The sequence below is a fragment of the Janthinobacterium psychrotolerans genome (genome assembly GCF_001677885.1).
GTDB classification, from domain to species: domain Bacteria; phylum Pseudomonadota; class Gammaproteobacteria; order Burkholderiales; family Burkholderiaceae_D; genus Janthinobacterium; species Janthinobacterium psychrotolerans.
This window is the reverse complement of record NZ_LOCQ01000062.1, coordinates 302512-315811: the sequence shown is the minus strand read 5'-3', so window position 1 is coordinate 315811 and position 13300 is coordinate 302512. Positions and strand designations below refer to the sequence as shown.

Sequence of the window (13300 nt, the reverse complement as noted above, 5' to 3'; positions counted from 1 at the left end):
CGCGCATGGCGCATTAACACTTTATTATTTTGGCGTTAATGCTCAGGAATGGCAATATTATTTGCTGTCGGCGCCGCATTATTACCGCGGCGCCTTAATCAAAGCTTAATTGACAGCCGATTTATTTGCTTGGCGTGCGCGCAAACGGATTTTTCCCGGTACGCAGTTCGATGCGCAATGGCGTGCCGACCAGCGCAAAGGTATCGCGGAAATGTTTTTCCAGATAGCGTTTGTACGGATCGCCGACGGCGTCAAGCGCATTGCCGTGGATCACGATGACCGGCGGGTTCATGCCGCCCTGGTGAGCGTAGCGCAGCTTCGGACGGATCGAGCCCTTGCGGCGCGGTTCCTGCTTTTCCACCGCTTCGATCAGGGCGCGCGTCAGCTTCGGCGTCGACAGGTCGCACATGGCGGCCGCGTACGCCGCGTTGAGCGACTTCATCAGCGGGCCGATGTTGGTGCCCTTCAGCGCCGAAATGAAATGCATCTGCGCGAACGACAGGAAATCGAGCTTGCGGTCGATATCGATCTTGATCTCGTCGCGTTCATGCGATTGCAGGCCGTCCCATTTGTTGACGGCCACCACCAGCGCGCGGCCCGATTCCAGGATAAAGCCGGCGATATGGGCGTCCTGTTCCGAGATATCCTGCTGCGCGTCGAGCATCAGCACCACCACGTTGGCTTCCGAAATCGACTGCAGCGTCTTGACCACCGAGAATTTCTCGATCGCTTCAAACACCTTGCCGCGGCGGCGGATGCCGGCCGTGTCGATCAGCGTGTATTGCTGGCCGTCGCGCTCGAACGGAATTTCGATCGAGTCGCGCGTCGTGCCCGGCATGTCGAAGGCGATCACGCGCTCTTCGCCCAGCAAGGTGTTGATCAGGGTCGACTTGCCCACGTTCGGACGGCCGACCAGGGCGATCTTGATGCCGCGGTCGGTTTTTTCGAGTTCTTCCGGCTCTTCCGGACGCTGCGCGAACGCCAGGTCCAGCATCACTTCGACCAGGTCGTTGACGCCGTCGCCGTGCGCCGACGAGATCGCATACGGATCGCCCATGCCCAGTTCATAGAATTCGGACACCACGGCCGTATAGCGCATGCCTTCGCTCTTGTTGACCACCAGCAGGACCGGGCGGCCGCTCTTGCGCAGGAAGTCGACGATGGTCTTGTCATGCGGCGTCAGGCCCTGACGGCCGTCCACGATGAACACCACCACGTCGGCCTCGGCCACGGCCTGCTTGGTCTGCAGGGCCATCTGGTGCATGATGCCTTCCTTGGCGACGGGTTCGAAACCACCCGTATCGATGACCAGGAAGGGACGTTCGCCGACACGGCCTTCGCCATAGTGACGATCGCGCGTCAACCCAGGCAAATCCGCCACCAGCGCATCGCGCGAGCGGGTCAGACGATTGAATAAAGTCGATTTCCCAACATTGGGTCGACCTACTAGTGCAATTACCGGCTTCATTTGTATTACTCGACCGCGAGAGCGGTCACTGTCCCTGATTGGGTTTGAAAAATCAAATTCGAACCTGCAACGACAGGAACCGAGATGATCGGGCTGCCGTCGGTGCTGACCCGACCTATTAATGCGCCATCTTCCCGTGACAGGAAGTGGATGTAACCTTGATAGTCGCCAACGGCCACGCTGCGGCCGTACGAGGCCGGCGTGGACAGGCGGCGGCGCGCCAGCGCCTCGTTCTTCCAGGCGCCCTGCCCGCCTTCGCGGGCAAACGCCAGCACGGTGCCCTGGTCATCGGCGGTAAACACGAAACGCTGGTCGACCGCCACGCCCACATCGGACGAGACCGGCTTGGTCCAGCGCGGCACGCCGGTGGCGGCGTCGAAACAACCGGCCTTGCCCTGGTACGTGACGGTGCACACTTCCCCTTCGAACACCACCGGCGTGCCGGCGATGTCGGACACGCGTTCGAGTTCGGTGGCGCCGCGCGCTTCGCTGACCGCGGTTTCCCAGCGTACCACGCCGGTGGCCGCCGTCAGCGCCAGCAGCTTGCCGCCCGGCTGGGCGACATACACGCTGGCGCCGCCCATCACCATGCCCGGCGCATTGCGCAAGGTCAGTGACGGGGTGTTGCGCTGCACTACCCATTTGCGCTCGCCGGTCCTGGCGTCGAAACCGAGAATGCGGTTATCGACGCTGCGCACCACTACCACGCCGTCGCCAACCACCGGCGCCGTCAGCACTTCGCTCGACGCCTGGGCCTTCCACAGTTCCTTGCCGTCGGCGTCAAACGCCATCACGGCACCCTTCACGCCGCCGACCGCCACCACGTTGCCGTCGGTGCCGGGGCTCGACGTGATGTCGGTGCCGCTCTTGATGCGCCAGGTTTCACGGCCGGTGGCCGCATCGAGGCGGGCCAGCGCGCCATCGGCGTTGACCACATACAGGCTGCTGCCGGACAGGGCCGGAGTGAATGCATACACGCCCGACTTGCCGATCGAGTATTTCCATGCTTCGCGCACGGCCATGCTCGATTTTAACTCGACCAGCTTGGCCGGCTCGGTTTTCGGATCCTTCTTGGCAAAAGGGTTCCATGACGAGCAACCCGCCATCAAGACCAACAGGCTTGCCGCTACCAGCTTTTCAGTGAGACGCATAAATGTTATCCAACCTTTTTCTTGTACTTGTAAGGACTATCAGGCAGCCGCTGCTGCGGCCTTGGCCTTCTCTTCCGGCACGCTGCCGCCGATCGCTTCCAGTTTCACCTGGATCAGCTGGCGGCCCGGGTTGTTCTTGTCGGTCGCGCCGAACGCGGCCAGGTAGGCGGTACGCGCCTCGGCCAGCTTGTTCTGCGCCACCAGGATATCGCCCTTGCGGTCGGCCACGGCGCCGGCAAATTGCGGCACGCTGGCGCCCGACAGGGCTTTCAGCGCTTCATCGTAGGCTTTTTCGTCGAGCAGCACGCCAGCCAGGCGCAGCTTGGCGATCACCTTGTATTCTTCGCTGCCATGCTCGGCTACCCAGGCCAGCTGGGCCTTGGCGGTTTTCATGTCGTTCGCGTCGAACGCCGCCTTGGCCGCGGCCAAGCCGCTCATCTGCGCGTACGACGTGCCACCGAAGCGCGACTGCATGTCGGCCGCGGCGCGCTGGATCTTGGCCGCGTCCTTGGCGGCGATGGCGCCCTGCAGCTCATCGTACAGCTGGCCTGCCTGCGCCGATTGCGTGCGCTGGTAGTACTGCCAGCCAGCCCAGCCGCTGTAGCCGGCCAGCGCCACGATCAGGACCCAGGAGGTCAGGTTGCCGTAGCGCTTCCACCATGCCGAGAGGGATGCCAGTTGTTCTTGCTCTTCGTGATCGTATGCCATGAGTCGTCAGTGTAATGAGTAGTGGATCGAGGGGTACGCCATGTTGCCACATCGCCGTGGCAACGTATATCAATGATGGTGATGCACATGGCCGCCAGGGCCGTGGTCATGACCGCAATCATGGTCGCCGATGATCTGGTCGACCACATAATCGACGACATCGTCGAACGGCACCGTGCTCTGCTGCGCCGCGCCTTCGGCGTCGCGCAGGGCCTTGACGGTGGCCACGTGGTTGGCCACTTCATCGTCGCCGAGGATCACGGCAAACGATGCGCCGCTGGCGTCGGCCTTTTTCATCTGCGTCTTGAAGCTGCCGCCGCCATTGCTGGCCGCGCAGTGCAGCACCACGTCCAGGCCGGCGTCGCGGATGCGCTCGGCCAGAACAAAGGCCTGCAGGCCGGCCTGCTCGCCCTGGTGCACCAGGTAGACATCGCACTGGGCTGGCTGCTCCGGCTCGGCCGCGTCTTTCATCAGCAGCACCAGGCGCTCGACGCCCATGCCGAAACCGACGGCCGGTGTCGACTTGCCGCCGAACATTTCAACCATGCCGTCATAGCGCCCGCCCGCGCACACCGTGCCTTGCGCGCCCAGCTTGTCGCTGACCCACTCGAACACCGAGCGGTTGTAGTAATCAAGGCCGCGCACCAGGCGCGGATTGATGGTAAACGGAATATTGTTGTGGTTCAAAATCTTTTGCAGGCCGTGGAAGTGGGCCAGCGATTCCTCGCCCAGGTAGTCCAGCAGCTTGGGCGCGCCATTGACCAGTTCCTGCATGGCGGGATTCTTGGTGTCGAGAATGCGCAGCGGATTGCTGTGCAGGCGGCGCTTGGCTTCTTCGTCGAGCAGCTCGCTGTGGCTTTCCAGGTAGACGATCAGGTCGGCGCGGTGGCGCAGGCGCTCGGCGGCGTCGCCGATCGAGTTCAGTTCCAGGCGGATGCCTTCCAGGCCCAGGTCATCCCACAGGCGGCGCGACATCATGATCAGCTCGGCGTCGATGTCCGGGCCCGTAAAACCGATCGCTTCCACGCCGAACTGGTGGAACTGGCGGTAGCGGCCCTTCTGCGGGCGCTCGTGGCGGAACATCTGGCCCTTGTACCACAGGCGTTTCGGGCCTTCGTAGACCAGGTTGTGCTCGACCACGGCGCGCACCACGCCGGCCGTGCCTTCCGGGCGCAGGGTCAGGTTGTCGCCGTTCATCGAATCGGTAAACGAGTACATCTCTTTTTCAACGATATCGGTGACGGCGCCGATGGCGCGCGCGAACAATTTCGTCTCTTCCACGATCGGCGTGCGGATCTGCTGGAAGCCATAGCTTTGCAGCACCGACTGGGCCGTATTTTCAAACAGCTCCCATAGCGGCGCGTCGGCTGGCAGCACGTCGTTCATGCCTTTGACGGCGGTGATTTTATCGGCTTTTTTATTTTCGGACATGGTGTTCTTCTTCTTTACTTTTTGCTTTACCCAAGTTGTCGGATTACGCGCGTAGCGCTAATCCGACCTACGCCGTAATCGTGGCAGTGGCGCCGTAGTGGCTTTTTACATACTTCAGGACGATGTCCTGGAATTCTTCGACGATGCGCTCGCCACGCAGGGTGACGACTTTTTCGCCATCGACAAATACCGGCGCGGCCGGCGACTCGCCGGTGCCGGGCAGGCTGATGCCGATGTTGGCGTGCTTCGATTCGCCCGGGCCATTGACGATGCAGCCCATCACGGCCACGTTCATCGCTTCCACGCCCGGATACAGTTTTTTCCATTCCGGCATCTGCTCGCGCAGATAGGTCTGGATATTGTCGGCCAGTTCCTGGAAGGTGGTCGAGGTGGTGCGGCCGCAACCGGGGCAGGCGATCACCATCGGCGCGAACTTGCGCAGGCCCATGGTCTGCAAAATCTCCTGGCCGACGATCACCTCGCGCGTGCGGTCGCCGCCCGGCTCGGGCGTGAGCGAAATGCGGATGGTGTCGCCGATGCCCTCTTGCAGCAGCACCGACAAGGCCGCCGTCGAGGCGACGATGCCCTTGCTGCCCATGCCCGCTTCGGTCAGGCCCAGGTGCAGCGGATAGTCGCAGCGTTTGGCCAGCTCGCGGTAGACGGCGATCAGGTCCTGCACGCCGGACACTTTACAGGACAGGATGATCTTGTCGCGCGCCAGGCCCAGTTCTTCGGCGCGCACGGCGTTTTCGATCGCCGACGTCACCAGCGCTTCGTACATCACGGCCTGGGCCGGCCACGGTTCGGCGCGGCCCGCGTTTTCATCCATGATGCGTGCCAACAACGCCTGGTCCAGGCTGCCCCAGTTCACGCCGATGCGCACCGGCTTGTCGTAGCGGCAGGCCGCTTCGATCATCTGCGCGTATTGCGTGTCGCGCTTGGCGCCCTTGCCGACGTTGCCCGGATTGATGCGGTACTTCGACAGTGCGCGCGCGCAATCGGGATAGTCGTTGAGCAGGGTATGGCCGTTGTAGTGAAAGTCGCCCACCAGCGGCACGTCGATGCCCATTTTGTCGAGCTGGTCGCGGATATACGGCACCGCCATCGCCGCCTCCGGCCGGTCGACCGTCAGGCGCACCAGTTCCGAGCCGGCACGCGCCAGTTCCTTGATCTGGATTGCGGTGCCGATGGCGTCGGCCGTATCGGTATTGGTCATCGACTGCACCACCACGGGGGCGTCGCCGCCCACCCAGATCTGGCGCTGGCCGTGTGCGACCAGCACCTTGCGGCTGTCGCGCCGGCCGGACGGGCCGGAGCCGATCGCTGTATTCGAGGTAGCCATATAATAGTCTTGTCCGTTATTTGATATTCACGCGGGCAATCGTGCCGCCCGCAATGCGTGGCAGTTCCAGTTTGGCGCCGCGCAGGGTCGCTTGCACCATCTCGGGTTTGCCCACCACCAGCACGGCCGGCCCGGTGATGTCGAAGGTCTCCGTGCTGCCGGCCTTGACCAGGCGCGAAATCAGCGGCGTGCTGCCGGGGCGGCGAATTTCAACCCAGGAATCCTGCGTCACATTGAGCACCAGCGCATTGGCGCTGGCCACGGCTGGCGCGGCCGCCGGCGTTTCGACCACCGGTGCCGGCACGGCGGCTGGCGCAGTGGCCAGTACCGTGGCCGGTGCCGGCGGCGGTGTCTCGTTGCCGGTGCCGCCTTCTGGCGGCGGCACCGAAATCAGGGGTACCGACGGCGTCTGCACGGGCGCGATCTCCTGGCCCGGCTTGACCAGCGTGGTTTCCACCGGCCCTGCCAGGCTGGTGTGCACGGCCTCCTTGTCGCCGCGGGCAAACAGGGTGTCGGGCACATAACCCATTTTATACGCGCCGAAGGCGGCGGCCACCACCACCGCCACGGCGCCGGCGATCCACAGACCGGTATGCGAGGAGCGCTGCGTCATCGACGGGAAGCGCGACTCGGAAAACGTGGCCGAGATATCGCGGCGCGCCGGCGTCGCCTGGTGCTCCTGCACCGGCGTGGGCGGATGCACTTCGATCATCGCCACCAGCGGCGCGGCATCCATTTTCAGGACCTTGGCGTAGGCGCGCACGAAACCGCGCACCACGGCCAGGTTCGGCAAGGCCGCCACATCGCCCTCTTCCAGCGCCACCACCTGGCGCGGCGCCAGCTTGAGCTGGTCGGCCACCTGCTCCACCGGCCAGCCCAGTGCTTCGCGCTGCGCCTTCAGTTGTGCGCCTGCCGACGCAAGATTGCCCTGGGGCTGCTGCTGAGGTATTTCTGCCCGCTCTGAATTCATTGGTATCCCTGTCTCACTCATCAAACGCCCCACTTTGATAAGCAGCATATTCGGGCGAGCCGGAATGGTGGCGGCGCAATTGCGCCACCAGGCCAGCTTCCGCACCCGCATCTCCGAGCTTATGCCGCACCTTGATCGCTAGCCACAGCACATCGGCCGTCTGGCTTTCCATAATCGTTACCTTGCCCAGGCGCTCCAGATACAACGCCGCCTGGCGGTAGTCCTGCTGTTCGCAATACGCACGCGCCAGGCCGATGTAAGTGCTTGCCATCCCCGGCGCAATGCCCTCCGCGCGCAGCCAGTAGGCAATCGCGCGCGCATGATCCTTCATGGCCAGGCTGCATGCACCGCCATTGTTCAGCGCCTTTTCCGGCGACACATAGGCGGCGTCCTGCAGCGCGGCATCGAAATACGCCAGCGACTGCGCCGCACGCCCGCTCTGGCACAGGAACTGGCCATAATTATTGCTCAACTCGGGATTGTGGGGCGCAAGGCGCAATGCGTAAAGAAAATCTTTTTCGGCCGCCACGCTCTGATGCATGGCCGCGAGGATCAAGCCACGCATGCCATACGCCTGGGCGTCGCCTGGCGCCAGAGTAAGCGCTTGCTGCGCCTCTTCCAGGGCCACGCCAAACTGGCCTTGCGCATAATAGGCGCTGGCCAGTTGCAGGCGCAAGTGCGCGCGCTCACTCAGCGAGGCGGCGGAGCGCTCCTGGTCCGCAATGGAAGCACAGCCGGCCAGCAGCACGGCCAGGCTGGCAACCGCCACGGCAAGTGCGCGAGGGTAAGCCATGCCTCCCCGCATCAGGAGCGGATCTCGACGATCTTGCCGAAATTGGCGCCGAACTTCTGCTGGTATTCCGTCATTTTTTCCATCCGCTCCTGCACCCGCGTGCGGTCCTTGACTTCGCCGGCCAGCTGGCCGCAGGCCGCATCGATATCGTCGCCGCGCGTCTTGCGTACGGTGGTGATGATGCCGCCATCCATCAGCACCTGGGCAAAGGCCTTGATGCGCGGATTTTTCGAGCGGAACAGACCCGACTCGGGGAAAGGATTGAACGGAATCAGGTTGAACTTGCAGTTCACGCCGAACTCGCGGTCCTGTACCAGCGCCAGCAGTTCGCGCGCGTGCTCGTCGCTGTCGTTGACGCCGTCGAGCATGCAGTATTCGAAGGTGATGAAGTCGCGCGGGGCGAATTCCAGATAGCGTTTGCAGGCCGCCATCAGCTCCTTCAACGGGTATTTCTTGTTCAGAGGAATCAGGCCATCGCGCAGCATATCGTTCGAGGCGTGCAGCGAGACGGCCAGCGCCACCGGCACTTCCTGCGACAGCTTGTCCATCATCGGCACCACGCCCGAGGTCGACAGGGTGACGCGGCGGCGCGACAGGCCGTAGGCGTTATCGTCGAGCATCAGTTTGAGCGCGGTGACGGTCGGCTCGAAATTGAGCAGCGGCTCGCCCATGCCCATCATCACCACGTTGGTGATCTGGCGCTCGCCTTTCGGCCCCGGCTCGATGCCCTTGGTGCGGCGCAGTTCGAATTCCGCCATCCACAGCTGGCCGATGATCTCGCCGACCGACAGATTGCGGTTGAAGCCCTGCTTGCCGGTCGAGCAGAAACGGCAGTTGACGGCGCAGCCGGCCTGGGTCGAGATGCACAGGGTGCCGCGGTTTTCTTCCGGGATGAACACGGTTTCGACCGCATTGCCATTGCCCACGTCGACCAGCCACTTGCGCGTGCCGTCGGTGGAGGTGTGATCGCTGATGATGGCCGGGGCGCGCACTTCGGCGCGCGTGGCGAGTTTATCGCGCAGCGACTTGGCCAGATCGGTCATGGCGTCGAAGTCGGAAGCGCCAAACTGGTGTATCCAGCGTTGCAGTTGTTTCGCACGAAACGGTTTCTCTCCCAACTCGGCGCAATAAGCGATCAGCTGCGCGGGATCGAGGTCCAGCAAGTTGGTGAGGGTAGTCGTCGTCATGATGTTGCCTATTCTAAAAATCCGTCCCCGCGCGCAGAGCAAACCAGCGCAGCGGGAACAGGGGTGATAAAGTTATTTCACAGATAACGCCAGGAAATAACGTTATCCAAGGCGATTAGGCCTTCAGTTCCGGGAAGAAGTAAGCGATTTCCACTTGACCAGCTTCGACAGCGTCCGAACCGTGGACGGCGTTGGCATCGATCGAATCGGCGAAATCGGCGCGGATCGTGCCTTTTTCCGCTTTTTTCGGATCCGTTGCGCCCATCAGGTCACGGTGGGCCAGTACGGCGTTTTCGCCTTCCAGGGCCTGGATCATGACTGGACCCGAAACCATGAAGTCGACCAGATCCTTGAAGAAGCCGCGCTCTTTGTGCGCTGCATAGAAGCCTTCAGCTTGTTCGCGCGTCAGTTGGGTCATGCGGGCTGCAACGATTTTCAGGCCAGCGTTTTCGAAACGGCTGTAGATTTGGCCGATTACGTTTTTTGCAACTGCGTCTGGTTTGATGATCGACAGGGTGCGTTCGATTGCCATGTGTGAAAACTCCAATAAAAAGTAAGGTTTAAAACAATAATTGATAGTTCAATCAACCTTCGATTTTACCATACTACACCCCATCTCACCCAGGACCACCATCACGATCTTGCAAGCCAGATGCGTTTAATGGAATCTTAAGCTGGTTTTTTTGCAAAAAAGCGGCGCCATGCTATCCTTGCACAAAGAAGTAAATCGATTTGACAACACGGAGGCTTTATGAATCAGAACATGCAACGCACCTTTGACCTGTCGGGAGGCATGCAACAAGTACGCCACCAGGTCTTGCGCAATACTTACTGGCTGCTCGCACTGTCCATGATACCGACCGTGCTGGGCGCTTTCATCGGCGTGCAGATGCACCTGCCGATGCTGACCGGCGGCATGGGCTTCATCATCTTCATGGCCATCGCCTTCGGCTTCATGTACGCGATTGAAAAAACCAAGAACTCGGGCCTCGGTGTCGCCGTCCTGCTGGGCTTTACCTTCTTCATGGGCCTGATGCTCACGCCTATCCTGATGCGCACCCTGGGCTACGCGAACGGCGGCATGCTGATCATGACGGCTTTCGGCGGCACAGCCACCATCCTGGCCGTGATGGCAACGATTGCCACGGTGTCGAAGCGCGACTTTTCGGCAATGGGCAAATGGCTGTTCGCCGGCGTGATCGTGCTGATCCTGGCGTCGGTGGCGAACATCTTCCTGGGCCTGTCGGCGCTGTCGATCGTGATCTCGATGGTGGCGATTGCCATCTTCTCGGCCTACATCCTGTATGACGTGCAGCAGATCATCAACGGCGGCGAGACCAACTACATCTCGGCCACCCTGCGCATCTACCTGGACGTGTATAACATCTTCACCAGCCTGCTGTCCCTGCTGGGCTTGGCCGGCGGCAGCCGCGATTAAGATTGATGCAGCAATAAAAAAACCGGCTTAGGCCGGTTTTTTTACGTCTGTTTTACGCCTCTAGTGTTGTCGGATTACGGCGCTTTGCACCTAATCCGACCTACGCATGCTGGCGTTTTTCCCACAACACAAGCACACCAGCAAAGCACACCAAGGCCACCAGCACCAGCACCGGCTCTCCGGGCCAAGCGGACCCGAAAAATGTCGAGGGCAAGGCGCAGCGACGCAGGCAGTACGCATGTACGGCAAGGAGCTGCAACGCAGCCATCGGCATTTCCTCGGGCCCGCGTCTCCGGCCCGCCGTTTTACGCTTTACCCAACCAGGTCAAACACCGCCATCGACTCCACATGCGAGGTATGCGGAAACATATTGACCACGCCGGCCTTGGAAAGCCTGTAACCGGCTTCCAGCACCAGGATGCCGGCGTCGCGCGCCAGGGTCGACGGGCTGCACGACACATACACGATACGTTTCGGCAGCATGTCCGGGCGCACTTGCGACAGCCCGACCAGCGCCTGGCACAGGGCCATGGCGCCGTCGCGTGGCGGATCGATCAGGATACGGTCAAACTTGCCCAGCGCGATCAGGTCGTCGGTGGTCACTTCGAACAGGTTGCGCGTCGAGAACGAGGTTTTTTCCGACAGACCATTGGCCAGCGCATTTTCCAGCGCGCGCTCGGTCAGGGTGGTGCTGCCTTCGATGCCGACCACCTCGCTGCCCTGCGTGGCCAGCGGCAAGGTGAAGTTACCCAAACCGCAGAACAGGTCGGCCACGCGGTCCGACGGCTGCACTTCCAGCAGGCGCAGCGCTTTCGACACCAGCACGCGGTTGATATGGTGATTCACCTGAGTGAAATCGACCGGCTTGAACGGCATCCTGACGCCGAACTCGGGCAGCAGATAGTGCAATTGCTGGTCCAGCGGATAGAACGGCACGGCCGTTTCCGGCCCCTTGACCTGCAACCACCACTGCACGCCGTACTCGTCGGCAAAGGCTTTCAGTTTCGTTTCATCGTCCTGCGTCAACGGCGCCATGATGCGCAGCACCATCGCCGTGACATCTTCGCCGATGGCCAGCTCGATCTGCGGCATCTGGTCGAAGATCGACAGCGAGCCGATCAGCCCGCGCAGTGGCAACAGCATGTTTGATATATGCGGCGGCAGGATCTCGCAGCTGTCGATATCGGCGACAAAGGCCGATTTCTTTTCATGGAAGCCAACCAGCACCGTCTCTTTTTTCTTCACGTGGCGTACCGACAGGCGCGCGCGGTAGCGGTAGCCCCAGGTCGGGCCATACATGGGGCGCATGATGCTCTCGGCGCGCACCTTGCCGATATGCCACAGGTTGTCTTCCAGCACGCGCTGCTTGATGGCGACCTGGGCCGATGGCTCCAGGTGCTGCATCGAGCAGCCGCCGCAGTAATCGAAATGCTTGCACTTCGGCTTCACGCGCATCGACGACTCGCGGTGCAGCACCGTCATGCGGGCCGCTTCCCAGTTTTTCTTTTTCTTGAACGTCACGAAGCTGACCCGTTCACCGGGCAAGGCGCCTTCGACAAACACGACCTTGCCCGGCGAGCCGTCTTCATTCCCGATATGGCCGACGCCGCGCGCGTCCATGTCGAGCGATTTGATTTCGATGATATTTTCTTGCATAGCGATCAATAGGTAAAAGTGGGCCAGGACGCAGGGCCGCGCTGGAACTTGAAGGAGAACGGGGAAAGGTCAGGCGCCGCGAGCGGGGCGTATGATAGCAGATGCCGGCCCAGGATAGCCGGGCCGGGCCAGCTTAGAGCAAGGAGTCGCGCACCACGCCGCGCGCGGCCATGGCGCGCTTCAACTTGATCAGCGCTTCCTGCTGGATCTGGCGCACGCGTTCGCGGGTGACGCCCATTTCCTCGGCCAGGGTTTCCAGGGTGGCCGGATCGTCGTTGTCGAGGCCGAAGCGGCGCATGATCACCACGCGCTGCTTGTCGGGCAACTTGCCCAGCCAGTCGCGTACCAGCACCGTCATTTCATGGTGTTCGGCGCGCGCGTCTGGGCTATCTTCGGTGGCGCCGGGCAGCATGTCCATCAACGACGATTGCGGATCGTTGTCTAGCGGCGCGTCGAGCGAGGTGGCGTGTTCGGACAGCGCCAGGATGTCCTGCACCTCTTCCACCGGCCGCCCCACCAGGTGGGCGATGTCTTCGGCCGACGCATCCTTGCCGTCGCGGTGCTGTGCTTCGAGGTGGTATTTGCCGCGCAGGATCTGGTTCAGCTCGCGCACCATGTGCACCGGCAGGCGCACCGTGCGCGCCTGGTTCATGATGGCGCGCTCGATGCTCTGGCGTATCCACCAGGTGGCGTAGGTGGAAAAACGGAAACCGCGTTCGGGCTCGAACTTGTCGATGGCGCGCATCAGGCCGATATTGCCCTCCTCGATCATGTCGAGCAGCACCACACCGCGGTTGATGTAGTGCTTGGCGATCGACACGACCAGGCGCAAGTTGTGCTCGATCATGGTTTGCCGCGCTTCGAAATTGCCCTGCTTGGCCAGGGTGGCGTAATGCACTTCCTGGGCCGCCGTCAGCAGCGGGCGCGTGCCGATCTGGTTCAGATAGTGCTGGGTGGTATCGGTCGACAGCTCGGCCGCCAGCACTTTTTTCAATTCGTCGACGCTGTCGACCGCCACGCTGGCCACCGCCGCTTCACCGGCCTCGGCCGGATCGATGCTGTCGAGCTCGCTTTCATCATCAGTGATGACCTCGTCCACCACTTCGTCGTGCGGGTCCGGTTCATCATCATGCGGATCGTGCGGCGCGTTTTTCAT

Annotated in this window: 12 protein-coding genes; 1 reads left to right on the top strand and 11 read right to left on the bottom strand. The window is 62.0% G+C overall.

Features of this window, described 5'->3' with window-relative positions:
- Positions 1–121: 121 nt before the first annotated feature.
- The 9 genes from der to ndk form a co-directional block, all read right to left on the bottom strand.
- Positions 122–1468, bottom strand: coding sequence for a ribosome biogenesis GTPase Der (der, locus tag ASR47_RS25385; RefSeq protein ID WP_065310571.1), 1347 nt, complete (start codon positions 1466–1468; stop codon positions 122–124).
- A gap of 5 nt (positions 1469–1473) precedes the next feature.
- Positions 1474–2619: an outer membrane protein assembly factor BamB gene (gene bamB / locus ASR47_RS25380; protein WP_065310570.1), complete on the bottom strand. Its 1146-nt coding sequence runs from the start codon at positions 2617–2619 to the stop codon at positions 1474–1476.
- A 39-nt stretch (positions 2620–2658) separates the two neighbouring features.
- Positions 2659–3327, bottom strand: a complete 669-nt coding sequence (locus ASR47_RS25375) for a tetratricopeptide repeat protein (protein ID WP_065310569.1) — start codon at positions 3325–3327, stop codon at positions 2659–2661.
- A gap of 69 nt (positions 3328–3396) precedes the next feature.
- Complete coding sequence (hisS, locus tag ASR47_RS25370; RefSeq protein ID WP_065310568.1) at positions 3397–4758, bottom strand: histidine--tRNA ligase; 1362 nt, start codon at positions 4756–4758, stop codon at positions 3397–3399.
- Positions 4759–4825: 67 nt separating this feature from the next.
- A complete protein-coding gene (ispG, locus tag ASR47_RS25365; protein WP_065310567.1) occupies positions 4826–6100 on the bottom strand; it encodes a flavodoxin-dependent (E)-4-hydroxy-3-methylbut-2-enyl-diphosphate synthase in 1275 nt (424 codons plus the stop codon).
- A gap of 16 nt (positions 6101–6116) precedes the next feature.
- Complete coding sequence (locus ASR47_RS25360; RefSeq protein ID WP_065310566.1) at positions 6117–7070, bottom strand: helix-turn-helix domain-containing protein; 954 nt, start codon at positions 7068–7070, stop codon at positions 6117–6119.
- A gap of 13 nt (positions 7071–7083) precedes the next feature.
- A complete protein-coding gene (gene pilW / locus ASR47_RS25355) occupies positions 7084–7863 on the bottom strand; it encodes a type IV pilus biogenesis/stability protein PilW (RefSeq protein WP_065310565.1) in 780 nt (259 codons plus the stop codon).
- A gap of 11 nt (positions 7864–7874) precedes the next feature.
- Positions 7875–9050, bottom strand: a complete 1176-nt coding sequence (gene rlmN / locus ASR47_RS25350) for a dual-specificity RNA methyltransferase RlmN (protein WP_065310564.1) — start codon at positions 9048–9050, stop codon at positions 7875–7877.
- A gap of 115 nt (positions 9051–9165) precedes the next feature.
- Complete coding sequence (ndk, locus tag ASR47_RS25345; RefSeq protein ID WP_065310563.1) at positions 9166–9582, bottom strand: nucleoside-diphosphate kinase; 417 nt, start codon at positions 9580–9582, stop codon at positions 9166–9168.
- Between the two features lie 219 nt (positions 9583–9801).
- On the opposite strand from ndk, the gene ASR47_RS25340 reads away from it, so the two are divergent.
- Positions 9802–10488 (top strand): Bax inhibitor-1/YccA family protein, encoded by a 687-nt coding sequence (locus tag ASR47_RS25340; RefSeq protein ID WP_065310562.1) that lies wholly within the window; start codon positions 9802–9804, stop codon positions 10486–10488.
- A 312-nt stretch (positions 10489–10800) separates the two neighbouring features.
- On the opposite strand, the gene rlmD is transcribed toward ASR47_RS25340, so the two are convergent.
- Both rlmD and rpoS read right to left on the bottom strand, forming a co-directional pair.
- Positions 10801–12144 (bottom strand): 23S rRNA (uracil(1939)-C(5))-methyltransferase RlmD, encoded by a 1344-nt coding sequence (gene rlmD, locus ASR47_RS25335; protein WP_065310561.1) that lies wholly within the window; start codon positions 12142–12144, stop codon positions 10801–10803.
- A gap of 133 nt (positions 12145–12277) precedes the next feature.
- Positions 12278–13300 carry an RNA polymerase sigma factor RpoS gene (rpoS, locus tag ASR47_RS25330; RefSeq protein ID WP_065310560.1) on the bottom strand — a complete coding sequence of 341 codons (1023 nt, stop codon included), beginning with the start codon at positions 13298–13300 and terminating at the stop codon, positions 12278–12280.

What these genes read in the sequence shown, in the direction of transcription:
- ndk (WP_065310563.1), bottom strand. Translation starts at nt 9,582, where the DNA reads ATGGCAATCGAACGCACCCTGTCGATCATCAAACCAGACGCAGTTGCA.
- rpoS (WP_065310560.1), bottom strand. Translation starts at nt 13,300, where the DNA reads ATGAAAAACGCGCCGCACGATCCGCATGATGATGAACCGGACCCGCAC.
- pilW (WP_065310565.1), bottom strand. Translation starts at nt 7,863, where the DNA reads ATGGCTTACCCTCGCGCACTTGCCGTGGCGGTTGCCAGCCTGGCCGTG.
- rlmD (WP_065310561.1), bottom strand. Translation starts at nt 12,144, where the DNA reads ATGCAAGAAAATATCATCGAAATCAAATCGCTCGACATGGACGCGCGC.
- rlmN (WP_065310564.1), bottom strand. Translation starts at nt 9,050, where the DNA reads ATGACGACGACTACCCTCACCAACTTGCTGGACCTCGATCCCGCGCAG.
- ASR47_RS25360 (WP_065310566.1), bottom strand. Translation starts at nt 7,070, where the DNA reads ATGAATTCAGAGCGGGCAGAAATACCTCAGCAGCAGCCCCAGGGCAAT.
- ispG (WP_065310567.1), bottom strand. Translation starts at nt 6,100, where the DNA reads ATGGCTACCTCGAATACAGCGATCGGCTCCGGCCCGTCCGGCCGGCGC.
- ASR47_RS25375 (WP_065310569.1), bottom strand. Translation starts at nt 3,327, where the DNA reads ATGGCATACGATCACGAAGAGCAAGAACAACTGGCATCCCTCTCGGCA.
- ASR47_RS25340 (WP_065310562.1), top strand. Translation starts at nt 9,802, where the DNA reads ATGAATCAGAACATGCAACGCACCTTTGACCTGTCGGGAGGCATGCAA.
- bamB (WP_065310570.1), bottom strand. Translation starts at nt 2,619, where the DNA reads ATGCGTCTCACTGAAAAGCTGGTAGCGGCAAGCCTGTTGGTCTTGATG.
- hisS (WP_065310568.1), bottom strand. Translation starts at nt 4,758, where the DNA reads ATGTCCGAAAATAAAAAAGCCGATAAAATCACCGCCGTCAAAGGCATG.
- der (WP_065310571.1), bottom strand. Translation starts at nt 1,468, where the DNA reads ATGAAGCCGGTAATTGCACTAGTAGGTCGACCCAATGTTGGGAAATCG.